The organism is Streptomyces mesophilus (genome assembly GCF_040300965.1).
GTDB lineage: Bacteria > Actinomycetota > Actinomycetes > Streptomycetales > Streptomycetaceae > Streptomyces > Streptomyces mesophilus_A.
Genome location: NZ_JBEPEW010000038.1, coordinates 33,543 through 55,663, shown reverse-complemented (window position 1 = coordinate 55,663; position 22,121 = coordinate 33,543). Strand labels below are relative to the sequence as shown.

Sequence of the window (22,121 nt, the reverse complement as noted above, 5' to 3'; positions counted from 1 at the left end):
CCCGGGTCGCGCCCGGTCTCCGGGGCGGCCGGCGGCACGCCCCGGAGACCGGGGCCTCATCGTGGCAGCGACTCCATGACGAGCTCGCCGAGGAACCAGTCGCGCGTCTCCTCGAGCCGCTTGCCCACCGCGGCCCGCTCCTCGCCCACGGCGACGACCGTCATCAGCCCGTCGACGGACGCGATGGCCGACTTCGTCTCCTGGCCCGCCGCGGCGTACACGGAGAACTCGTCGATATCGGGGACCGGGCAGCTCGTGGGGATATGCCGGATGCGGCCCGGGGACGGCGGCATCAGCAACCAGCCGGCAAGCTGCTCGGGCTCCATGCCGGAGGCGAAGCCCACCTCACCGGTGGCCAGCGCGCGCAGATACTCGCTCACCGGCGAGATCCCGAACGCGGCCCGCAACGCGCGGGCCACCTTCGCGCCGCCGATCCGGCTCGCGATCTCGTTCATCAGCATCCGTCCGTCCGGGGTGTGGAAGACCTCGGCGTGGAACAGCGTGGTGCCGGGCGTCGGGAGCGCGGCGATCGTCTCGTGTACGAGCTTCACCGACGGCTCCCAGCGGGGGTCGGTCCGGTCCAGCATGCAGCTCATCAGCCCGCCGCCCTCGCGGTAGTCGAGTGTGCTCGTCTCCCCGTGCGTCGAGGGCCAGATGAGCCGCACCTCGCCGCCGACGATGAGCCCGTCCACGTGCAGCGTGGAGTTCGGCACGTACTCCTCGGCGAGCAGCGACGCGCCCTCGTCACTGCCCAGACCGGGGTGGGCCAGAGCAACACGCTCAAGGTCCGCGGTGTCATGGACGATCTCCACTCCCATCGACCCCGCACCCCGGCGCGGTTTCACCACGAACGGAAAACCGGACCGCTCGGCGAAGGCCAGGATGTCACTCGCGGCAGAGACCTCGGCATAGCCCGCCACCGGAACGCCGGCGGCTCCCAGCGTCCGTTTCATGACGAGCTTGTCCCGGTACGCCATGGCGCTCGCCACACTCTGGCCGGGGATGCCCAGCAACTCCCGCAGCCGCGCGGCGCGGAGCAGATCAAACTCCGCCAGGGCCACGACCATGTCGAACGGCCGCTCCTGGTGCAGCCGGTACGCGGTCAGTTCGACCTGGGAGGACTCCAAGTAGTCCGCTACCGGCACCAATTGCTCGTAGCGGTCACCGGAGGCCTCCGCCGCACGCACGGCGTCCGGCTCCCCGACGAGCGACACCTGCCAGTCCGGGCCGAGGTGACGGGTGAAGGACGTTCCACCGAAGGCGGCGCGGTTGAGGACGAGTGCTCTCACTGCTGAACTCCGATCTCAGGGACACGACGAGAACCGAGGCCGTGCGGCCGCACGCCCGACTCAATGGGCTCTGCTCACGGCCGCCTGTTCGTTGGAGGGGCGCTGACCTTCCTCGTCCAGCTCGGGCCAGCCGTGCAGCGCTCCCGCAGGCGTCTGCCGGAGCCGGCGGATCGGGGCGGGCAGCAGGACCGCCCCCACCCCCAGCACCACGCACAGCATGGCCAGATGGATCGCACCGGCCGTACCGACCGCCTCGGAGACCGGCCCTATCGCGGCGAAGCCCAGCGGCGCGACGGTGAAGGAGATCACCCAGTCGTAGGACGTGACACGCGACAGCACATCCTCGGGCACCAGCCTCTGCACGGCCGATGTCCAGACCGTGTTGAGGAACATCACCCCGGCCGAACTCAGCACCGCACAGCCCACGATGACAACGGTGGGCGCCGACACGGCCAGGGCCACCAGTTGCAGCAGCGTGGGCAGCATGCCGAGGTGCGCGGTGACCAGCGGCCGGCTCGGCCGGTAGCGCATGGCGATGGCGGCGCCGAGCAGAGCACCGACCGACATGCCCGCGCTGACCAGGCCCCACCCGGCCGCCCCCGAGGACTGCTGGGAAACCACCACAGGTCCCAGGACGTAGAACGCACTGGAACCCACGTTCCAGACGGCGTGACCGCACAGCACCGCCCAGTACCAGGTCCTGGCGGTCATCTCCTTCCAGCCGTCGGCAATATCGCGGAACAGACTGCCGCGCCGGGACCGCGGCTCCCAGGCGAGTGGGAGAAAGGCCATGGTCGCGGCGCTCAGCAGGAAGGTCAGGGCATCGAACAGGTACACCCAACCGGGAGCGGCGACGGCGACCGCGACGCCGGCCAGCGCAGGGCCCGCCACCTGCACGGCGCTGCGGGACAGCTGCATCAGGCCGTTGGCCTCCTGCAGCCGCTCCGGGCTGACGGTCTGTGGCACGAGTCCGCCGACGGCGGGCTTGGAGACCGCAGAGGCCGCCCCGTAGCAGACCGCTGCTGCCAGCAGGAGAGCCACGCTGCTCCGTCCCGTCAGCAGGACAACGCCCATCACGGACTGCACGAGGCACAGGAACAGGTCGCTGCCCCCGATCAGCAGGCGACGCGGCAGCCGGTCGGCCAGCGCACCTCCCACCAGAAGCAGCAGCGTGCGCACCACCATGGTCGTGGCGAGAACCAGTCCGATATCGGTGGCGTTGCCTCCGCACGACAGCACGGCGAACACCAGGGTGACCGGCATCAGCGCGTCACCCAGGGCCGACGTCGTACGGCCGGTCCACAGCAGACGGAAGCGGCGTTCGGCCAGGACCCCCAACCTGCCGGCCTTCTTCATGACGCAGGCCTCGGAAGCCGTCCTGCATTAATCCGACAGGTTCTCATTTTCCCCTCTTCCACTTCCCGGACCGGGAAAAGTCGGCCGATCAGAATCGGCTCACGGCAGATCGCCCCAGCTGCCCGACACCTTCGAATTACGGCCTCGGCGCCTCCGGTGTCAAGCCATGGCGGATACATTCGGGCAGCCCCCAGCCCGAACGTCAAATGGCTTGCTTTCATGAGGGACTTACGTAGCGTCAATACGCTGTACTGCCCTCACGGAAATGTCTCATGCCGACGCGGATCGATCTCCCTGCCGGACGTCACGAAAAAGCGCCGCACGCCTACCCAAGGAAATATCCCTGACGCGAAGGAAGTCGCATGCTGCTGTTTGTGGAATCAACTCCGACCGGCGTCGGCATGTCCCTGGTGCGCTGGGCGGTCGACCACGCGATCGACGCGGCCTACGTAACCGATCGGTCCGTGCCAGCCGCGAAAACCCTCCTTGCCGGTGAGGTCCTCGACGAACTGGAGCGCCGGGGGCGGGTCTTCGAACTGGCCTCCACCAAGACGGCCGTGGTCCCGGACGGTCTGGTCGCGGAGATCCTCACCGCCGGCGGCCCGATGGGTGTCATCTGTTCGCTCGACCAGAGCCTCGAGTTCGCTGCGGTCCTGGCTCAGCGGGTGGGGGCGCCCCACCCCTCCCCACAGGCGGTACGCACCATCCGTGACAAGCGCGCGGCACGGCGTTTCTACACCCGGGCAGGCATCCCGAACCTGCGCTGGAACGCGCCGGGTTCGGCCGGTGAACTCGTCTCCTTCGTCGAGTCGCTCGACGGCCCCGCGGTCGTCAAGAACTGCCGGGGCACCGGCAGCCTCGACGTACGGCTGGTGCGCGATGCCGACGAGGCCGTGCTCGCGTTCGGTGAACTGAGCGGAGAACGCCGGTACATGGGCGGGGAACTGCTCGCCGAGGAATATGTGCAGGGCCCTCTGTACAGCCTGGAGACCCTGGTCGTGGACGGCCGGTGCCACCACCTGGGCATCACTGACCGCCAGCTGGGGCCCAACCCGGCCTTCTGTGAGGTCTCCTACAGCTTCCCCGTCCAGCTTCCCGCGCAGGTCGAGGACGCCATGCGGAAGGCGGTGGAGACCTGCACGGCCGCGCTCGGCATACCCCAGGGAATGCTGCACACGGAGTTCGTGGTGACGGCCGGTGGCCCCTTGATCATCGAGACCAACATGAGGCTCGCGGGCGCCGCCGCCCCTTTGATGATGAACGACTGCCTGCAGAGCCCGATCGCGGCCATCCTCGCCGCCGCCGCACTCGGCCGACCGCTGCCGCCCACCGGCCTCAACGGACGGGGCTCGACCACCATGACCGTCTACCCGCCCGTGGCCGGCAAGCTCAGCGCCGTCCACGGCATCGATGAGGCCGGGCGCGCACCGTTCGTCACGCAGGTGCTCCCAGGCGCCGCTGTCGGCGAAAAGGTCTCCCCGCCCGTCGACTTCCGCGGCCACCTGTGCCAAATCCGTACCGTGGCCGACTCGGTGAACCTCTCGTTCAACGCCGCGATCGCGGCGGCCCGGGACATCCGCGCCGAGGTCGAGTAACGGCCGTACGCCGCCTCCGGTGACGAGGGCGGCGTTCGGCCTACTCGTTGACAAGCACCGGCACGGAGACCACGACACCGGACACCTTGTCGCGACCCTTCGGAGCCGTGACTGTGAAGCCGATCCCCTCCTCGCCCTCGGCTGCCTCATGCCCGCCGTGAACGTGCCCCCCGCCGGCCCGGAAGGCCGCCGTGGACAGCAGCCTCCCCTTGGCGTCGTAGAACGCGGCCCGCACTTCGAGGGCGAGGACCTGGCTGGTGTCGGAGGTGATGATCAGCCGTCCCCGCACCGAGCACCGGTCGGTGAGGGCCAGTCCGGTGAACCGGACCCGGTCGGTGAACGGCCCCTCCTCGACCCGCACTTCGTCCGGTGCGAGCGGCGGCTCGACAGTGGCCGGTGGAGCGGGCGCCTGACTCGGCGAGGGGAAGGAGAGCGCGGCGACGGGCGAGGCGGCCGGGCGTGCGGCGGGCTCGCGGCCGTCCGTTGCGCAGCCGGCGCTGAGGGCGGCCAGGGCCACAAGGAGACCAACCCTCCAGGCGGGAGGGGAATATCTGGAACGCCTGAGCCGTCTCATGACCTCTCACGTGCCTGTATGGATCCGTCCTGCGCGGCCGTCTGCCCGAACAGCCGGAGGAACATCTCCTCGTAGAGCTCGATGTTGTCCTGGCCCCCCACCAGCCGGCCACTGCCCGGACCGTAGGCGTACAGCGGCACGTCGGCGCCGGTGTGCTCGCCGGACAGGTATGACAGCCACAGGCTGGCGTCGGGGCTGCCGTCGACCACGTCGGCGGGGTCGTCCGGAGTACGCAGCGTCGCCGGGGCGAAGTTCTTCGGATCCTGCGATCCCGCACCGTTGATGATCCCGCCGGAGCGCAGCGGGTCCTTCTTGTGGTCCGACCGGGTACGCGTGGGCGAGCCGTTGTTCGCCGGGTTGTCGGAGTCCCTGTTGTCCGGGGGCGCGACCGCCTCGGCGTTGGTGAACGCACCCTTCTCTATCAGGGAGAAGCCGGCGCACTCGTGGTCGGCCGTGACGATGACAAGGGTGTTCCCGTCCCTTCGGGCGAAGTCGACAGCGGCCTTGACCGCGTCATCGAAGGCCTTGACCTCGCCCAGGGTCTGCGCCGCTTCGTTGGCGTGCGAGCGCTTGTCGATCGACGCTCCTTCGATCTGCAGGAAGAAGCCCTTGGTGTCCCGCCGACGGGACAGCAGCGAGATCGATGCACGGGTCATCTCCGCCAGCGTCGGCTCCTGGTGGGCCGGAGAGTCCGCCGGCAGGCGGGTCCTGGCGTGTTCGGTGGTCAGGTTTCCCCGGTTGAACAGTCCGAAGACCTTGCTGCCCGCTGCCTTGTCGAGGTCGGCCCGGGTGGCGACGGTCTGGCTGGCGGCTGTCTGCTCGGCCATGGCGGGATCACCGAAGTTACCGAGCAATTGGTACCCCTGGGCCTCGAGGGCCAGCTGATCGTCCGGTTCGAACCGGGCCAGGCCCCCGCCGAAGACCACGTCGGCCGTGCCATTGCGCGCGATCTGCTCGGCGATCGGCGTGACCAGCGTGCGGTTGTCCGGCAGCGGCTCGAAGGTCCCGTCCGCCCGCTCGAAGACACAGGCGTCCGCGGAGAAGTCGGGGCCCTGGCAGTTGCGGTGCAGCACATGGCTGTACTGGGCCGCCGGCGTCGCATCCGTGACCTCGGCGGTGGTGACGTTCCCGGTGGCGAATCCCGATGCCTTGGCTTGCTCCATCAAAGTGGCGCGCTGCCTGCCGTAGGCGTCGATGCCGACCGCCCCGTTATATGTCTTCACGCCCGAGGCCCAGGCGGTGGCCGCGCTCGAGGAGTCCGTGACCAGCACGGGGAAGTCGCTGTTCCGCCGCGAGGCGTGGGTGGAGACGGTGCCTGCGGCAGGCAGTCGCTCCATGTTCAGCATCCCGTCCGCTCCATGGAAGCGGTAGCGGGCCGCGGCGACATGGCTGCGGCTCATGCCGTCACCGAGCAGATAGATGACGTTGCGGATCTCCTTGTGGGCGGAGTCCGCCGGGAGCGCCTGGGCGGAACCGGCCACGGTGGCTGCCCCGGCGACCAGCGCGCAGACCAGCGCAAGGGTGCCTGGTTTCGACAGTTTGGATGACATGGCGGCGAGTATGTGAGCCCGTTTCATTCACGGTCAATCTTCGGCGACTTGAAGATGAACAACGGGCGAAAGACCCCTTCCGATGTTTCCCTCCGGCAGCGGATACGGTCGTGAACTCACGCCTCCTCGTGGCCGCCTGAGGACGGACGGAGAGGTCGATAATGTCTTGAGAACGACTCAAGTGACCTTGGTCGCCGGGCCGAGCAGTGCCAAATTTGCTTCCGAAAGTGATCTCGTAGCCCGGATGTAATCGCGCGTTCAAGTGGTTCTTTTGCAAGCTTCGAGGCCTATTCTCAGGCCAGTCAGGGGATGGGCATTGCACTTCTCAACCGCCGTGCGGTGCGCCTTGATCGGCGTCGGCCGCAGGACACTAAAGGATTACGTGCCCGCGCTCACCGGCCTGTCGCCACGCGTCAGTCTGGTCGCGACGTGCGACGTGGATCCGACCGCCGAGACCAGGCTCGTCGACGAACTGCGGAAGCTGGGCAGCTTCGAGCGCCCCCGCTTCTTCACCGATCACAGATCGCTGCTCGACGAGGTTCGGCCGGATCTCGCCATCGTGGTCACACCCCACCACACCCACAACGAGGTGTCGAAGGACCTGATCAGTCAGGGCATTCCCTTCATCAAGGAGAAGCCCTTCGCCCTGTCCCTGCCCCAGGCCTACGAACTCGCCGACGCCATCGGCGGACGCGACGGACATATGCGGCTGTGCGTGCAGCGCCGCTACCACCCGCTGTACGCACGTGCCAGGGCAGCGCTCAAGGAGATCGGCGAGGTCAGACACTTCGATGCCGGCTACCAGCTCAGCACAGACGCCTACCAGGTCGGCTGGCGTGCCACCACCGAGACCTCCGGCGGCGGCGCGATCATCGACATGGGGTACCACATCATCGATCTGCTCCACTGGTTCTTCGGTATGCCCTCGCTTGTCTACGCGAGCGCCGCCCCCAAGCTGATCCCCGGGGCCGCGTACGACATCGAGGAAACGGTGCTCTCCAACTTCTCGTACGACAGCGGCGTCACCGGCACGCTACGGCTCTCGCTCTGCGAGGCCACCAAGGACGAACTGATCCGTATTTACGGTACCGGCGGGCATATCAGGCTCACCAAGAACACATTCGAGCGTTACGACCGCTCGAACAACCTGGTGGAGGAACTGGTCGGCGAGCGCTCCTGGGACTCGGCCACCGGGCTGCTGCTCGACGTGCTGGACAACTTCTCCCGCCCGGAGGTCGTCCAACGGGAGGTCTCGGACGGTGTGCAGGTGACAGCCACCATCGAATCTCTCTACCTGTCGATCGCGCAGCGAACGTCCATGAAGCCGATGCACGAGGAGATAAACGGTGTCTACTGCGGAGCTGGCCATCCACGGGGGAAGACCAGTGCTGGACACGACCGTGGAGTACCCCTGGCCGAAGCGGCGGCCGGAATGGTCTGAGCGAGTCCTGCGCCAGCTGGAGAGCGGGAAGCTCTCCGTCTACGACCGTTCCGGTGTCGTCGCCGAGTTCGAGGACGCCTGGTCCGAAGCCCACGGCACCCCGTACAGCCTGGTGACGAACTCCGGCACGGCGGCGCTCCACTCGGCCTTCTACGGAATCGGCATCGGGCCGGGCGACGAGGTCCTCTGCCCCTCGTACACCTTCTTCGCCACCTCGGCCTCTCTCTTCCAACTCGGCGCCCTGCCCGTGCTGGTGGACGCACGGCCCGACGGCTCCTTCGACCCCGAGGCCGCGGCCGCGCTCGTCACCGACCGCACCAAGGCCGTCGTCCTCACCCATATGTGGGGTCTGCCATGCGATATGGACGCCATCGTCGCCTTCACCCGTCACCACGGCCTCAGCCTGGTCGAGGACTGCTCGCACGCGCATGGCGCCACGTACGCGGGCCGTCCGGTCGGCACCTTCGGCTCCGCGGCCGCCTGGAGCCTGCAGACCCAGAAGCTCATCGCGGCCGGCGAGGGCGGCGTCATGACCACCTCAAGTCGTGAAATCTACGACCGGGCACAGCTGTTGGGGCATTTCAACAAGCGTGCCCTGCAGGAGATGGACCCGCAGGGGCCGTTGTATCAGTACGCGGTCACCGGCCTGGGTCTGAAGTACCGCGCTCATCCGCTGGGTATCGCCTTCGCGGTCGGCCAGATCGCCGAACTGCCCGCGTGGATCAGGAACAAGCAGGGCTTCGCCGAGAAGATCGCCACCCTGTTCGCGCGGATCGACGGCATCACCCCCCTGACCCTGTCGACCCCCGAGCGTGTGTCGGCCCACTACGCCCTGCTCTTCGAGGTGGACCCCGGGCGGCTGCCCGGCGGCAGGGACTGGCTGGTGGCGGCGTGCAACGCGGAGGGGATCGGCGACGTCGACATCCCCAAGGCCACATCACCGCTGCACACCCTCCACCTGTTCCAGAAGCCGTTGTCCCCGGTGACCACCTACGACCGGGCGGGCATCCGTTCCACGTTCCCCGTCGCCGACCGGCTCGCGGCCCGCACGTTCAAGATCTCGGTTCCCTGTGCCCCCGCGGGCTTCGAGGAGGAGGACGCCCGCTATCTCGAGGGCGTCCGCGCCGTCACCGAGAAGATCGCGGACCATCTCACCCACCACGACGGACCCGGGGCCGACGCCCGGCTCGCCGCGGCGACACCCGGAAGGGGAGCCCGGTGAGCATCCTCACGACGACCTTCCCCGCGCACGGCCTCCGGCAGGATTCCTTCGAGGTGGGTCCCGCACTTCCCCCGGGCCCCCGCCCACCGGTGCACGACCTGGTCCTGCAAAGGGCCGCCGCCGCACCGGACACGACCGCTGTCATCGGCCAGGACCGGCAGCTGAGTTACGGCGCACTGGTCACCGAGGCACAGCAGCTGGCCCAGCGTCTGTCGCGGGCGGGCACTGTCCCTGGCAGCCGGGTGGCTGTGGCCTGTCTGCCCTCGGCGGACATGATCGTCGCGGTGTATGCCGTGCTGCTGGCGGGCGCCGCGTACGTCCCCGTGGACATCACCCTGCCCGCCGACCGTATCCGCCTCATCCTGGACGATGCGGCGGTCTCGACGGTCGTCAGCGACGGCGCGGGCACCGCCGCCCTGGTACGGGCCCTACCCGCCGGACACCCCGGCACCGTGACGGCGCGCACAGACGCACTGACCGTAGCGCCTGTCGTAGCGGCCTCCCCACGGCCGGTCACCCCGGACACGGCCTATCTTATCTACACCTCAGGCAGCACGGGCGAGCCCAAAGGCGTGGTCGTCACACACCGGCAGCTGTCCGCCTCGACCCAGGCACGCGCGCTGATCTACCCGGGCCGTCACACCTTCCTGCTTGTCTCACCGCTCGCCTTCGACTCCTCGGTGGCAGGTATATGGGGCACCCTGACCACCGGCGGCCATCTGCTCGTGGCCGGCCAGGACGAGACGCGCGATGTCCATGGGCTCGTCGAGCTGGTCGAGCGTCACCGCGCCACCCAACTCCTGTGCATACCGGCCCTCTACGCGCAGCTGCTGGACGCTGCCGACAGGACCCGGACCGCGCTGGCGTCCCTGCGCAGCGTCGTGCTCGCCGGGGAGGCACTGCCCTCGAACCTGGTGGAGCGGCATTTCGCCTTCCACCGCGGACCGGCGGAACTGGTCAACGAGTACGGGCCCACCGAGGCCACCGTCTTCGCCAGCTACCACCGCTTCGAGGCCCCGGGGCCCGTCTCGATCGGCCGGCCCATCCCCGGGGCGAGGCTGTACGTCCTCGATGACGAGGGCCGTTCCCTCGGCGCGGGTACGGAGGGCGAGTTGTACATCGGAGGTCCGGGGGTCGCCGAGGGCTACTTCGGCAGACCGGAGAACACCGCCCGTGCCTTCCTGCCCGACCCGTTCGCGCCGCACGCCCGTGCCCGCATGTTCCGCACCGGCGACATGGTCCGCTGGAACGAGGACGGCACTCTCCACTTCACCGGCCGTCGCGACCATCAGGTGAAGGTACGCGGGCACCGCGTGGAACTGGGGGCGGTGGAGGAGGAGTTGCGCCGTATCCGCTGCGTCGCGGAAGCGGTGGTCCTGCCCGATGCCGACCACACTCGGCTCATCGCCTTCGTCGCCACCACGCAGCCCCTGACCGAGGCAGCAGTGCGCACCGAGCTGGCCACGCGAGTCTCGCCCGTGATGCTGCCGGCGACGGTGCGGTTCCTGTCAGAACTCCCGCGTACCCCCAACGGCAAGGTGGACCGTCTCGCGCTGGCGCGGACCGTGACCGCAGGAGCGACGGCCGCCTCGTCGGCCGCGCGGGCCCGGGTCGTCGGCGACACGGCGTCCCAGGTCGTGGCGGCCTGGACCGAGGTACTCGGACTCGACACCGTGCCGCGGGACACCAACTTCTTCGACATGGGCGGACACTCCCTGGCGATGTTCCAGCTCCAGGTGGCTCTGGAGCGGCACACCGGTGTCCAGGCGCCCATCGTCGCCCTCTTCCAGCACACCACCGTCAAGGACCAGGCGAGGCTGATCGAGTCGTCACGGGCAGGCGCCGACGGGCACACCGGCGCATCGGACCCACAGACCCGCGCCGCAGCCGTCCGCGCCTCCCGCCGACTGCGGGCCCGACGAACAAGCGGGGAGTGAACGTGGAGTTGAAACCCTGGCTGCAGCGCTGGAGCGAGTCTCCCGACACCGAGTACCGGCTCGTCTGCTTCCCGCACGCGGGCGGATCGGCCTCCTTCTACCGGGACTGGTCCGGCCGTCTCCCCGAGGCCGACGTGCTCGGCGTCTGCTATCCCGGACGGGCGGAGCGGATCGCCGACCCCCTGGCCGAGGACCTCCGGGCGCTGGCCTACGACATCGCCGACGCCCTCCGCCCCTTCACAGATCTCCCCCTTGTCCTCTTCGGGCACAGCATGGGGGCGCCGATCGCACTCGAGGCCGCCCGGCGCCTGGAGACCTCGGGCCTGCGCGTCGCCCACCTCATCGCCTCCGGATCACGTGACGCTCCCCTGCCCGAACCGGGAGAACTGCACGAGAACGAGGAGAGCGTGCTCGGACAGCTTGCCGCGATGGGCGGCACCAGCCGCGAGATGCTGGACGACGAGATCTTCCGTGAGCTCGTCCTGCCCTACGTCATGGGCGACAGCCGGATGTTCCACGCGTACGCCATGGCCCCAGGACCCGTTCTGCAGTGCCCGGTCACCGTACTCACCGGCGATCAGGACGAGGAGGCCGACTGCCGGCCCTGGAGCACGCTGACAGCGGGTCCGTTGCGGCAACTCACCGTGCGCGGCGGCCACTTCTACCTCACCGAGGAACCACCGTTCGAGTTCCTGAGAGGGACCGTGCCCGCCTCCTCCGCCACGCACGCACGGACGCCGCGGCCATGACGACCGAGGACAGGACAACGATGCAGGCCGACACCGCTCCCCCGGCCGTTTCCACAGGGAACGCCGACGCGCTCCGCGCACGCGACCGCAGCCATCTGTGGCACATCTGGTCCCCCGTGACCACGGACATGGCGCACTCCATGTTCGTGAGGGGCGCGGGTTCCTATCTCACCGACGTCGAGGGCAAGGAGTATCTGGACGCTTCCTCTCTCAACCTGACGTGCGGTTACGCCCACCCGGGGATCATCGGAGCGATGGCCGGGCAGTCCGCCCGGATGCACGGCTACGATCTGTCCGTCGCCACCCACGACCTGGCGGGCGCGGTCGCCGAACGGGTCGCTTCCCTGATGCCGTCCGCACTCTCGCGGACCCTGCTCACCAACAGCGGAACCGAGGGCTGCGAGGCGGCGCTCCTCATCGCCGGGATGTACGCCGGACTGCGCGGCGAACCGCGTACCCGGGTGGTGACGTTCGAGAGCGGCTACCACGGCTCCACGGTGCTGACCCGGAGCCTGTCCGGCCTGCCTCACCTGGACCACCCGTTCCACAACCCCCTCCGGGTCAGCCGTGTGCCGCTGCCTCGTCCGGCACGGCAGACGCGGCAGCCGGAGGCTCTCGGCCCGCTCCTCGACGGCATGCGCCAGGCACTGACCGCGGATCCGGCGGCTCCTCCACTGGCCGTCCTGGTCGAACCGCTGGTCAACGTCGGCGGCGGTGTGGTCCTGCCGGACGGATTCCTCACGGGCCTGCGGGACCTGTGCGATACCCACGGCGCCCTCCTGATCGTCGACGAGGTCTCCACCGGATACGGGCGCACCGGCCGGCTGTTCGCCTTCCAGCGGGAGAACGTCGTCCCGGACATCGTGGTGTCGAGCAAGGGCCTCGCAAGCGGCTACGCCCCGATCGCCGCCGTCAGCGTCAGGGAGACGATCTACCAGGCCTTCGCCGAGGACTCATACCTCGGCGGACTGAGATTCGGCCAGACCACTTCGGGCCATGCCGTGGCCTGCGCCGCCGCCCTCGCCACCTTGGACCTGCTCGAGGACCAGAAGCTGACCGAGCGGGCCGAACAGCTCGGCGGCAGACTCCTGCGGGAGCTCGGGACCTTCCTCGGCAGCGCGGACATCACCGATGTCCGCGGCCTCGGCCTGTTCGTGTCCGTGGAGTTCGCCGAGGAGACCACCGCCGCCCGCGTCGTCGAGGCGGCCCGCCGGCACGGGCTGCTGCTGCGCCGCCAGGGCCAGGTGGCCATGGCTGTCCCACCCCTCACCAGCGGCGAGTCCGATATCAACCTGCTCGTCGAGCGGTTCTGTGCAGCGATCGAGGAGACCACACGATGAGCGCCGATCCCTCGGTCCTCGGAGCCGGGACCAAGGCCGCCTCCGCCCGCGTACTCGACATGATCAACCGTAAACGCGCCGGCCGGCCCCTCCCGCCCGACGACTTCGACCAGGTCATCACGGACTTCGTCGCCGGCTGTATCCCCGACTACCAGATGTCCGCCTGGCTGGCGACCGTGGCCTGCCAGGGCCTGTCCACCGAGGAACTGGTGGCCCTCACCAGGGCCTACACCCGGGGCGGCGGCGCACTGGATCTCGACCGGCTCGACGGTCCGGTCATCGACAAGCACAGCACCGGCGGCGTCGGGGACACCACCACACTGATCGTGGTCCCGGTGGTGGCAGCCTGCGGCTCGCCCGTGGTGAAGATGACCGGCCGCGCCCTCGGCTTCGCGGGCGGCACCCTCGACAAGCTCGAATCGCTCCGCGGCTTCCGCCCTTATCTGGCCCCCGAGGAGATCGTGCCGATGACCCGGTCGGTGGGCATGGTCATCACCGGGCAGAGCGCGGAGCTCACTCCGGGAGACGGCGCCACGTACGCCCTGCGGGATGTGACCGCAACGGTGGAGAGCATTCCTCTCATCGCGGCCAGCATCATCAGCAAGAAGATCGCCGTACGCGCCCAGGGGCTCGTACTCGATGTCAAGACCGGGTCGGGTGCCCTGATCCCCGACTACGACCACTCGGTGCAGCTGACACGGACGATGCTGGACCTCGCCACGGCGTTCGGTCTCAGTGCACGGGCCGTGCTCAGCGACATGAGCCAGCCGCTGGGCCCCGCGGTGGGCAACGCCCTGGAGATCCGGCAGGCACTGGCCGTCCTCCGCGGCGAGCGAACCCCTGGTCTTTGGGACCTGTGCGCGACGCTCTGCCGGCTGATGCTGCAGAGTGTCGATCCTCACCTCACCGACGACGAGGCCATGAAGAGGATCGACCGCGTCCTCGACGACGGCTCCGCCCACGAGACCTTCGTACGGTGGGCCGTCGCCCAGGGAGCGGACGCGACCGTCCTGGAGACCGGACAACTCCCGCAGGCCGCACGCCGGTCCACCGTCAAGGCCGCGGAGTCCGGCTGGATCACCCGGATCGACCCCCGCGCCATCGGCAACGCCACCCTGATGGTCGGCGCCGGCCGGCTGACCCATGACGACTCCCTGGACTACGGAGCCGGCGTGGTGCTCTCCCATCGGGTCGGTGACCGCGTCGACAAGGGCGACGTCCTCGCCGAACTCCACTACGACACCGGCGACGCCGACGGCGCACGCGCGCTGGTGCAGTCCGCGTTCGGATTCGGCGACAAGCCGCAGGCCGCACCTGTGGCCGTCCACCAGATCTTCGGACCGTAGGAACCCGACATGCTGCTGACCGCATCCCCCGGAGAACTCCGTGCCGCGGCACGGATCACCCCGACGACCTTCGCGACCGTACCGGCCCGGCCCGTGACCGTCGCCGACCCCCGGCGGCTCTCCCTGACCACGGCAGCCGAGGTCGTCGCCCGCTACCAGGACAACGGCTTCGCACTTCTGCAACTGCGCCCCGAGCACTGCACGCAGACCACGGTCGAGGAGATCGCTGCGGCACTGGAGCTCGGCGAACCTTTCGTACCGCCGCTGTACACCAGGGCCGGTTACGCCTCAACCAAGGTGTCCCAGATCTCCGCCTCCAGCAGCACAGACACATCATCACGGCACCCGCACTTCGAGACGACGGTCGGGCAGGAACTGCACTGCGACGGCACGCTCCAGGACATCGGCGTGATCAAGTCGGCTGTCCTGCTGTGCCGTTCACAGGGCATCGACGGCGGCGACACCCTTCTGTTCAACGCCCACGCCGCGTTCACCGAGCTCCTCGACACCGATCCCACCGCGGCCCTCGCCCTGATGGCGCCGCGGCTCCTGGAGCGCCGGGCCACGTTCAACGACTCCGACGAGATCAACCAGGGACCTGCGTTCGCCATCCAGGACGGCAGGCTGGTGTGCCGCTACTGCGTGGACGCCACCGACCGCTGGCAGGCCGACACCGAGGCCGCCGAACGCGGCCTCGCGTTCCTGCACGCGGCGCGCCGCCCGGACAGCCCGCACGTCCTTCGCTTCCCTCTCGGCGAAGGCCAGGCCATGGTCATGGACAACACACGGATCTCGCACGGCCGTACGGCCTACCGAGACGGCCCCGGCAAGCGGCGGTTGCTCTTCCGCAGCCTCCACCTGCGGCACCCCGACGCACGGCCCTGGGTGGACCAGGCCGTCACCGCGCGCCCTCAAGACGGCACACCGCCGCCGTTCGACACCGAACTCGGCGGACCGCTGCGCGAGATCCTCGCCGACCTGCCCGCCCTGAGTTTCGGGCAGATCGCCGAGCGCCGCGTACGGACGCTGCGCGGCGGGATGAGCGACGAGGAGATCCGCAGCGACGGAGCCTTCTCCGTCGCATGGCGGGATCTCCCGGGGCACGACCGGCGCCCCGGGGTCCGGTTGCTGATCTGCCGGCCTACCCAGGCCAGGGACACCCCGCTCCCGGTCATCCTCAACATCCACGGCGGAGGCATGGTCGCGGGCGACGCACGGTGCGCCGACCTGCGCGGCGAACTCGCCCGTGCCCGCGCCCTGGGCACAGCCGTGGTGGCGGTGGAGTACCGCCTGGCACCCGAACACCCCGGCGCCACACCGGTGGAGGACTGCTACACGGCATATCTGTGGACAGTGCGGCACAGCGAGGAACTCGGCTTCGACCCGCAGCGCATCGTGCTCAGCGGCAACAGCGCTGGCGGCGGACTGGCCGCAGGGGTGTCCCTCCTCGCCCGGGACCGCGGCGCACCGGCACCACTAGGCCAGATGCTCCAGTGCCCGATGCTGGACGACCGCTGCGACAGCGCCTCCGCCCGGCAGATGGAGCACGTGGGACTCTGGAGCACCGCCTCGAACCGCACGGGGTGGACCGCCCTGCTCGGCGACCGGCGCGGCACGGACGACGTCTCCTGCTATGTCGCCCCCGCCCGCGCGGGCGACCTGTCCGGGCTGCCGTCCGCCTATATCGACGTCGGTGCCGTGGAGTCGCTGCGCGACGAGGCGATGCATTACGCGCTGGAACTCAGCCGCGTCGGTGTCCCCGCCGAACTCCATGTCTGGGCCGGGGCCTTCCACAGCTTCGACCAGTGGGTGCCCGATGCCGAGGTCTCCCGGGCCGCGGAGGCGGCCCGTCTTTCCTGGCTGCGCCGCCTGCTTGACCGGACCATCTGAACTTCGCCGGGAGGAGCCTGCGATGCCACGCCCCAAGCTCAGCCTGATCATTCCGTACGAGCGACGGCCCGACAATCTCACCCTCGCCCTCGAGGGGCTCCTGCACCAGACCATGGATCGGGACGACTTCGAAGTGGTGATCGGCACCACGAAGTACGACGAGGAGTACCTCTCCCTCACCCGCGCGGCGGCCCGCAGGCTCCGCCTCGTCACCGTCATGACGCACGAGGACTTCGAGATCCCGCGCGCCCGCAACATGGCCATGCGCCAGGCCACCGGCTCCGTGATCGTCAACATGGACGCGGACACCCTCCTGCCCGCCGAGATGCTTGAGCACCTCTACGAACGGCACTACGCCTCCGGCCAGTCCGCCTGCGTCGTGGGCCAGGTCTTGGGGTACGGGAACAACTACGACGGCGACGTACCGCACGTGGAGAAGGAGCCCTTCAGCGTCTGGCGCGAACGGCTGGAGGAGATCCGCGGGACGGCCGAGGAACCACGCGACCCCCGCTTCCAGGTCGAGCACGTCATCCCCTGGAGCTTCGCCTGGACCGGACTGATCGCGCTCCCCGCCCGACTCCTGCACCAACACGACCTGTATTTCGACGAGTCGTTCCGCGGCTGGGGCGTCGACGACATCGAATGGGGGCACCGGATCGCAGCCACCGGCACGCCCATCGTGCTCCGCAAGGATCTCTACGCGCTCCACCTGCCCCATACCCGCGACTCGGCGGCCAACTTCGCCACCGAGGCCATCACCTACCGGCAGTTCCTGCGCAAATGGCCCGGCCTGGACGTGGAACTCGCCGCAGCCTTCAGCGATGTGGAGGCCAACACCCTGTATCCGCGACTGCAGGCCGAACTGCGCACCGTCCTACCCCGGGGTGCCACCCAGCTCGGATCGGTCGGCGGTACGGTCGCCGGCGCCGACACCCTGTTCCTCGGCGTACCGTTCGACGCCGACCTGAGGATTCTCGACCCCTTCGTCCGCGATGCCCTCGACCCGGCCGAGCCCGCCGAGACCCTGCCGCTGATCGGCATGGCGCTGCCCCACGAGGACGGTGAGATGGAGCGGTGCCACATCATGCCCGCCATCGCCCAACTGTCCGCCACCTACCGGGACAAGGTCCGGGCCACCGCCCGCCGGGTGGGCGGCCACGTCGCCGAGGCCGGCCGATGACCGGGGCGCCCCGGGCGCCCGTCGACCTGCCCGAACTGCTCCGCCTCGGCAGCCGCGCCGCGGCGGAGGCCGCCCGGGCCGTGACCGAACTGACCGGCGGCAGACGGCCGCTGAGAACCAAGTCCTCGCCCACCGACCCGGTGACCGCGGCCGACGTGGCGAGCGACGCGGCCCTCCGTGCCCGGCTGGTGACGGAACGGCCGTACGACGGTCTGCTGAGCGAGGACGGCGAGGACATCGCGTCCCGCAACGGTGTGCGCTGGGTAGCCGACCCGCTGGACGGAACGGTCAATCATCTGCACGGCATCCCGCATGTCGCGGTGAGCATCGCCTGCGAGGTCTGGACGGAAGGGGCATGGCAGGCTGTCATCGGCGTCGTCCACGACGTGGTACGCGGACATCAGTTCACCGCCGTACGCGGCGGCGGCAGCCATCGCGACGGCACGGCCCTGTCGGTGACGGATCCGGTGTCGCGGGCCCAGGCCGTCCTGGTCACCGAGTTCGACTATCTGCCCGCCGCCCGAAGGCGTCAGGCGGCCCAGATCGCACGGATCGCCCCCGAGGTCGCGGACATACGGGCGACGGGGAGCTCGGCCCTGGACCTGTGCTGGCTCGCCGCCGGATGGGTGGACGGCTACTTCGAGGACGAACTGGCGCGCTGGGACTGGGCCGCAGGCCGGCTCATCGTCGAGGAGGCGGGCGGGGTGGTCACCGACTTCGGCACCGGCGTCCTTGCGGCGGGACCGCAGCTCCATTCGAGTCTGCGGGTACTCCTGACGCCCGGACCACCGCCGTCCCGTTCTCTCCCACCCGTCCGGCACGGATGACCGCCACCCGGCCCGCTTGGGGACCGCGACCGGCCCACGCGGGGCCGCCTCTGGAAGGAACGCTCGCATGATGCCCAGTTCACCGGCACAGCAGGAACCCGATGCCCTGCCGGCCCCGGCGTCCTCGGACGGCCGCCGCTGGCGCCTGGTCGTCCTGTCCACGCACTTCGACGACGCCGTTCTTTCCCTGGGCGGCAGGCTGGCGGAGAACCGTATCCCGAAAGCCGTGGTGACGGTCCACGGCGGCGCCCCCGCGCCGGGGACGCCGGTCTCCGGCTGGGATGCCGACTGCGGATTCCGTACGGCCGAGGAGGCCCACCGCGTCCGCAAGGAGGAGGACCGTCTCGCATGCGCCCTGGTCGGCGCCGACCAGGTCACCCTGCCCAACCCCGACAACCCGTACCGCACGGCGGGACCGCTGCAGGGACTGCACGACCTGCTCGGTTCGCTCGACCCCCACGCGGACGTCGCCGTACCTCTCAGCACCAGCCAGCCCGACCACCGGGCGGTCCGGGATGCCGCGCTCGACGCCCTGGCCGGGCGGGCCCTGCTGGTCTACGCCGATCTGCCGTACGCACCGGCCCTGACCAGTGACTGGCTGTCAGCCGAAACCGTAGAGCTGGAGAAGGAACTGGAGCACCACGACCCGGCGTTCCGCGAGCTGGCCGAGCGCTACGACCTGACGCCGGTGCGCTCGGATCCGATGAGCGCACGGACGTGGTCCCGCAAGCGCCAGGCGATCCTCAGCTATGCCTCCCAGCTCAGCCTCGTCGGTGCCATGGGCGAGGTGCAGCACATGGGACCGCTACTGAGGTTCCCAGGAGCCTTGCAGCGCGAACTCATCTGGCGGGCCGTCCCGAAAGGCACAGCACCCGCCGCCGACGCCTCATGAGGAGTGTCCTTCAGTGAACGAATTGAATGAAGTAACTCAAGTAACCGAAGTGGCTGAAGTGGCCGAGCCCACAGGCCTGTTCCGGCACGGAGGCCCGCTGAACCGCAGTGTGATCGAGGTGTTCACCTCGCTCGGCCTCGACGCCGGAGCCCCGGTCCTTCGCGCCTTCTTCGACGCCGAACGTCCCGCTCTCAACGCGATCTTCCGCCGGCGGGAGCAATGGCCGGGACTGTTCCGCGAGTTCTCGCTCTTCCCGGAGGAGGAGTGCGACCGGGCCGCCGCCCGCTACCTCGACTGGCGTGCCGACATCCTGTACTGGAAGGCCCTGACCCGGATCTATATGAGCGAGCTCGAACAGCGCGTGGTGGTCACCGGCCTCGACTACTTCCGCGAGGCCGCCGGCGGGAGCTTCCGGTTCATGCTGCTGCCCTTCCACATCAGGCAGTTCCCGCTGCTCACGCCGGCGTTGAAGTCCCTGTCCCTGCGCTACGCGACCATCGTGTCCGTCAACAACCCCGACGACGTCGTACGGAACCCGCCTCGCGAACAGCCCGGCATCCTGCTCGACAGCAAGGACCCGTTCGTACTTCTGCGCGCCCGGCAGGCACTCGGCCAGGACCGGGCCGTGATCGTCTACCCGGACCTCCCCCGGGGGGGCAACCCTGCGAAGATCCCCCTCCGCTTCCTCGGCCGGCAGCTGACGGCCCACAGTTCGTGGCACCTGTTCTGCCTGAGCGAGCAGCTCCCGGCCGTGCCGTGCTTCGCCACCGCGGGCCCCGGCAACACCGTGCAGTTGACGATCGGCAAAGCGCTCCCCGCCCCGCGGGACGAGAACGAGGCGACCGACATGGTGCGACGGCTCTACGCGTACTACGAGGAACCGGTACGGGGGACCCTCATTCAGTGGGAGGGCTGGGCCGAGGCGTCCTGGACCGGGAAGACGAGCTCCACCTGGGAGCACTCCTCCTCGTAGGTCGCCGAATGCACCACAGACGGTGGAACATGGAACCACTCACCAGGCGTGTAATGCCTCTCCATTCCACCGATCGTGAGACGTACGACGCCCTTCGTCACCACGCCCACGATATCCATGTCGTCATGCTGGTGCGGTTCGAGAGACATTCCCTCCGGATAGGTGGCGAAGATGACATCGCACCCATCGGCCTTCAGGCGACGGGATTCGATATCCCATCCTTCGTTGACAACCCAGTCCTCATCCGCCGCAAAACGCAGCACCTGAGCGGGAAAAGAAGATACAGGCGCCATCATCGGCTGCCCCCATTCTCTACTTCAATGAACTGGCGGCGGACAGGAGAAGGCGATGCCTATCGGTAGTGGCTGTCCTCGCCCGGGTCGGAGACCGCGAACGTGAAGCAGCGGACCGAGTCCGATCCGCTCACCGGGGCCAGGCTGTGCGTCATGTTGGACGGAATGTGGATGAGATCGCCGGGGTAGACCGTTCGTTCGTCGTCACCGACGACCATGCGGCCCCGCCCCTGCAGCACGTAGTAGAACTCGACTGACGGATGACTGTGGCTTTCCACGAGGTCTCCGCCTGCCACCTCGAATTCGGTGACGTATTCCAGATATCCGCCCTCGGTCGCCTTACGGAGCTCCTCGGGCCGGATCAGCCACCAGACGTCGATGGTCTCGTGCGACTTCTCACGTTTGCAACGGTCCGCAGAACGTAGATCCATTCTTGGAGCGTACCGGCTGAGTCGTATACGTGAAGCCCCGGTTGAGCATGGTTCCAGCATTTCTCGAACCGGACCCTGAAGCGTGACGCCTAACGAACTCGTGCGCGGTTGGCGGTGGCGCGTCGAGACTTCGACCGTTGATCATGGCCTGTGTGCTGGGGACCGGAGTACGCGTAGCGATCTGCTGGCCGAGCGAGGCGGCACGATCATCGACGGCACCGAGGTCCGGTCCGCCGCCCGGCCGCCGGCACCGGCGGCCTGCTCGGCCCCGCCACCCCGCTCCTGATCTACTCGCTGCGCCGACTGTTCCCCCACACGGCCGCTCCCTGGGCGACCGCGTTCCATCACTCCTCGATCTCATGCTCGCCGGTACGGGGGAGGGCTTCCTCGCCGTACTCGGGAGATGCACCTGTCGTTCAACTCCCTGGAAAGCCAGGGGCTCGCCGAACGACACGAGCATCCGCCGGCACTGCTGCGTGCGGCCGAGGCGGACCTGGGCGCGCGGCGGATCTACGCCCTGCCGCCCAAGGAATGGCCTGCCGTCACCTCCCGGCTTGCTCCTCCCTCCGCCCTGCTCTCACCGCAGTTCCGGTACTGGGCCCCGCACACCGACGCGGTCGGAGCGCCTGGTCGGGTCATGCCCTCGGCCGATCTGTACGTCCATCGGGACGGCGACCGACCCACCGTGGCCGCCGTCGACGGCGGCTTCGAGGCAGCCCTGTTCGAGGTGGTGGCCGCATACCTGGCGACCTGCTCGGTCGACGCCTTCAAGCTCTTCGCACCGGCGCAGCACCGCCCGCGGATCACCTGCGACCGGCTGGTGATCGCCCGGGAGAGCTGGACCTTCGATGCCAAGGACCTCTCGTGGGCCTTCGTCACCGCGGAGGCCGAGCGTTACGCCGCGGCCCGCGCCTGGCGTACCGGACACGGCCTGCCCGAGCACGCCTTCTCCAAGTTGCCCGTCGAGGACAAGCCGACGTTCGTCGACTTCACGAGCCTGGTCTTCGTCAACGCGCCGGCCACGACTACGGCGCACGGCTGAGCACGACACGGGCACCGTGTCGCTCACCGAGATGCTCCCCGGAGCCCGGGACACCTGGCTCACCGACGCGACAGACAGGCGTACACGGCCGAACTGCGCTTCCTCACAGTGGACCGTTCGAGGCCTGGTCGAGGACTGCTGGAGTGAGGTCTGCGCAGAGGGCCTGCTCCCTGGACGTCACCGCGCGCGGACAA

At 69.2% G+C, this 22,121-nt stretch carries 19 protein-coding genes; 13 read left to right on the top strand and 6 right to left on the bottom strand.

The genetic code is table 11. The features are described from left to right. Window positions 1-56: 56 nt before the first annotated feature. Window positions 57-1,289: an ATP-grasp domain-containing protein gene (locus ABT367_RS16365; protein WP_352253769.1), complete on the bottom strand. Its 1,233-nt coding sequence runs from the start codon at window positions 1,287-1,289 to the stop codon at window positions 57-59. A 60-nt stretch (window positions 1,290-1,349) separates the two neighbouring features. Further along, window positions 1,350-2,645: an MFS transporter gene (locus tag ABT367_RS16360; RefSeq protein ID WP_352253768.1), complete on the bottom strand. Its 1,296-nt coding sequence runs from the start codon at window positions 2,643-2,645 to the stop codon at window positions 1,350-1,352. Between the two features lie 362 nt (window positions 2,646-3,007). Between ABT367_RS16360 and ABT367_RS16355 the strand changes: the two genes are divergently transcribed. After that, entirely contained in the window at window positions 3,008-4,240 is a 1,233-nt protein-coding gene (locus ABT367_RS16355) for an ATP-grasp domain-containing protein (protein ID WP_352253767.1), read from the top strand. Window positions 4,241-4,280: 40 nt separating this feature from the next. On the opposite strand, the gene ABT367_RS16350 is transcribed toward ABT367_RS16355, so the two are convergent. Further along, on the bottom strand, window positions 4,281-4,757 hold the full coding sequence (locus ABT367_RS16350; protein WP_352253766.1) for a hypothetical protein: 477 nt from the start codon (window positions 4,755-4,757) through the stop codon (window positions 4,281-4,283). 53 nt (window positions 4,758-4,810) lie between these two features. After that, a complete protein-coding gene (locus ABT367_RS16345) occupies window positions 4,811-6,364 on the bottom strand; it encodes an alkaline phosphatase (protein ID WP_352253765.1) in 1,554 nt (517 codons plus the stop codon). A 262-nt stretch (window positions 6,365-6,626) separates the two neighbouring features. Between ABT367_RS16345 and ABT367_RS16340 the strand changes: the two genes are divergently transcribed. From ABT367_RS16340 to ABT367_RS16290, 11 genes are all read left to right on the top strand, one after another. After that, entirely contained in the window at window positions 6,627-7,805 is a 1,179-nt protein-coding gene (locus ABT367_RS16340; RefSeq protein WP_352253764.1) for a Gfo/Idh/MocA family protein, read from the top strand. Further along, complete coding sequence (locus ABT367_RS16335) at window positions 7,750-9,027, top strand: DegT/DnrJ/EryC1/StrS family aminotransferase (protein WP_352253763.1); 1,278 nt, start codon at window positions 7,750-7,752, stop codon at window positions 9,025-9,027. Before ABT367_RS16340 ends, ABT367_RS16335 begins: the two co-directional genes overlap by 56 nt. Continuing rightward, window positions 9,024-10,964 (top strand): non-ribosomal peptide synthetase, encoded by a 1,941-nt coding sequence (locus ABT367_RS16330; protein ID WP_352253762.1) that lies wholly within the window; start codon window positions 9,024-9,026, stop codon window positions 10,962-10,964. Before ABT367_RS16335 ends, ABT367_RS16330 begins: the two co-directional genes overlap by 4 nt. A gap of 2 nt (window positions 10,965-10,966) precedes the next feature. Next, window positions 10,967-11,713, top strand: coding sequence for a thioesterase II family protein (locus tag ABT367_RS16325; RefSeq protein WP_352253761.1), 747 nt, complete (start codon window positions 10,967-10,969; stop codon window positions 11,711-11,713). Next, window positions 11,710-13,053: an aspartate aminotransferase family protein gene (locus ABT367_RS16320; protein WP_352253760.1), complete on the top strand. Its 1,344-nt coding sequence runs from the start codon at window positions 11,710-11,712 to the stop codon at window positions 13,051-13,053. Before ABT367_RS16325 ends, ABT367_RS16320 begins: the two co-directional genes overlap by 4 nt. Continuing rightward, the gene (locus ABT367_RS16315) at window positions 13,050-14,399 is read left to right on the top strand and encodes a thymidine phosphorylase (RefSeq protein WP_352253759.1); all 1,350 of its coding nucleotides are present in this window, start codon (window positions 13,050-13,052) and stop codon (window positions 14,397-14,399) included. Before ABT367_RS16320 ends, ABT367_RS16315 begins: the two co-directional genes overlap by 4 nt. A 9-nt stretch (window positions 14,400-14,408) precedes the next feature. Beyond that, a complete protein-coding gene (locus ABT367_RS16310; RefSeq protein ID WP_352253758.1) occupies window positions 14,409-16,289 on the top strand; it encodes an alpha/beta hydrolase fold domain-containing protein in 1,881 nt (626 codons plus the stop codon). A 22-nt stretch (window positions 16,290-16,311) separates the two neighbouring features. After that, complete coding sequence (locus ABT367_RS16305; RefSeq protein ID WP_352253757.1) at window positions 16,312-17,469, top strand: glycosyltransferase family 2 protein; 1,158 nt, start codon at window positions 16,312-16,314, stop codon at window positions 17,467-17,469. Next, window positions 17,466-18,296, top strand: coding sequence for an inositol monophosphatase family protein (locus tag ABT367_RS16300; RefSeq protein ID WP_352253756.1), 831 nt, complete (start codon window positions 17,466-17,468; stop codon window positions 18,294-18,296). The genes ABT367_RS16305 and ABT367_RS16300 overlap by 4 nt, the downstream gene beginning before the upstream one ends. 67 nt (window positions 18,297-18,363) lie before the next feature. Further along, complete coding sequence (locus ABT367_RS16295; RefSeq protein ID WP_352253755.1) at window positions 18,364-19,188, top strand: PIG-L deacetylase family protein; 825 nt, start codon at window positions 18,364-18,366, stop codon at window positions 19,186-19,188. A gap of 58 nt (window positions 19,189-19,246) precedes the next feature. Then, the gene (locus tag ABT367_RS16290; RefSeq protein ID WP_352253754.1) at window positions 19,247-20,161 is read left to right on the top strand and encodes a hypothetical protein; all 915 of its coding nucleotides are present in this window, start codon (window positions 19,247-19,249) and stop codon (window positions 20,159-20,161) included. On the opposite strand, the gene ABT367_RS16285 is transcribed toward ABT367_RS16290, so the two are convergent. Together ABT367_RS16285 and ABT367_RS16280 are read right to left on the bottom strand one after the other, a co-directional pair. Next, the gene (locus tag ABT367_RS16285; protein ID WP_352253753.1) at window positions 20,089-20,457 is read right to left on the bottom strand and encodes a cupin domain-containing protein; all 369 of its coding nucleotides are present in this window, start codon (window positions 20,455-20,457) and stop codon (window positions 20,089-20,091) included. The genes ABT367_RS16290 and ABT367_RS16285 overlap by 73 nt on opposite strands. Before the next feature lie 56 nt (window positions 20,458-20,513). After that, window positions 20,514-20,885 (bottom strand): cupin domain-containing protein, encoded by a 372-nt coding sequence (locus ABT367_RS16280; RefSeq protein WP_352253752.1) that lies wholly within the window; start codon window positions 20,883-20,885, stop codon window positions 20,514-20,516. Between the two features lie 403 nt (window positions 20,886-21,288). Between ABT367_RS16280 and ABT367_RS16275 the strand changes: the two genes are divergently transcribed. Beyond that, a complete protein-coding gene (locus ABT367_RS16275; protein ID WP_352253751.1) occupies window positions 21,289-21,927 on the top strand; it encodes a hypothetical protein in 639 nt (212 codons plus the stop codon). The last annotated feature ends 194 nt before the right edge of the window (window positions 21,928-22,121 follow it).

What these genes read in the sequence shown, in the direction of transcription:
- ABT367_RS16320 (WP_352253760.1), top strand. Translation starts at nt 11,710, where the DNA reads ATGACGACCGAGGACAGGACAACGATGCAGGCCGACACCGCTCCCCCG.
- ABT367_RS16285 (WP_352253753.1), bottom strand. Translation starts at nt 20,457, where the DNA reads ATGATGGCGCCTGTATCTTCTTTTCCCGCTCAGGTGCTGCGTTTTGCG.
- ABT367_RS16310 (WP_352253758.1), top strand. Translation starts at nt 14,409, where the DNA reads ATGCTGCTGACCGCATCCCCCGGAGAACTCCGTGCCGCGGCACGGATC.
- ABT367_RS16295 (WP_352253755.1), top strand. Translation starts at nt 18,364, where the DNA reads ATGATGCCCAGTTCACCGGCACAGCAGGAACCCGATGCCCTGCCGGCC.
- ABT367_RS16280 (WP_352253752.1), bottom strand. Translation starts at nt 20,885, where the DNA reads ATGGATCTACGTTCTGCGGACCGTTGCAAACGTGAGAAGTCGCACGAG.
- ABT367_RS16315 (WP_352253759.1), top strand. Translation starts at nt 13,050, where the DNA reads ATGAGCGCCGATCCCTCGGTCCTCGGAGCCGGGACCAAGGCCGCCTCC.
- ABT367_RS16345 (WP_352253765.1), bottom strand. Translation starts at nt 6,364, where the DNA reads ATGTCATCCAAACTGTCGAAACCAGGCACCCTTGCGCTGGTCTGCGCG.
- ABT367_RS16300 (WP_352253756.1), top strand. Translation starts at nt 17,466, where the DNA reads ATGACCGGGGCGCCCCGGGCGCCCGTCGACCTGCCCGAACTGCTCCGC.
- ABT367_RS16305 (WP_352253757.1), top strand. Translation starts at nt 16,312, where the DNA reads ATGCCACGCCCCAAGCTCAGCCTGATCATTCCGTACGAGCGACGGCCC.
- ABT367_RS16355 (WP_352253767.1), top strand. Translation starts at nt 3,008, where the DNA reads ATGCTGCTGTTTGTGGAATCAACTCCGACCGGCGTCGGCATGTCCCTG.
- ABT367_RS16360 (WP_352253768.1), bottom strand. Translation starts at nt 2,645, where the DNA reads ATGAAGAAGGCCGGCAGGTTGGGGGTCCTGGCCGAACGCCGCTTCCGT.
- ABT367_RS16275 (WP_352253751.1), top strand. Translation starts at nt 21,289, where the DNA reads ATGCACCTGTCGTTCAACTCCCTGGAAAGCCAGGGGCTCGCCGAACGA.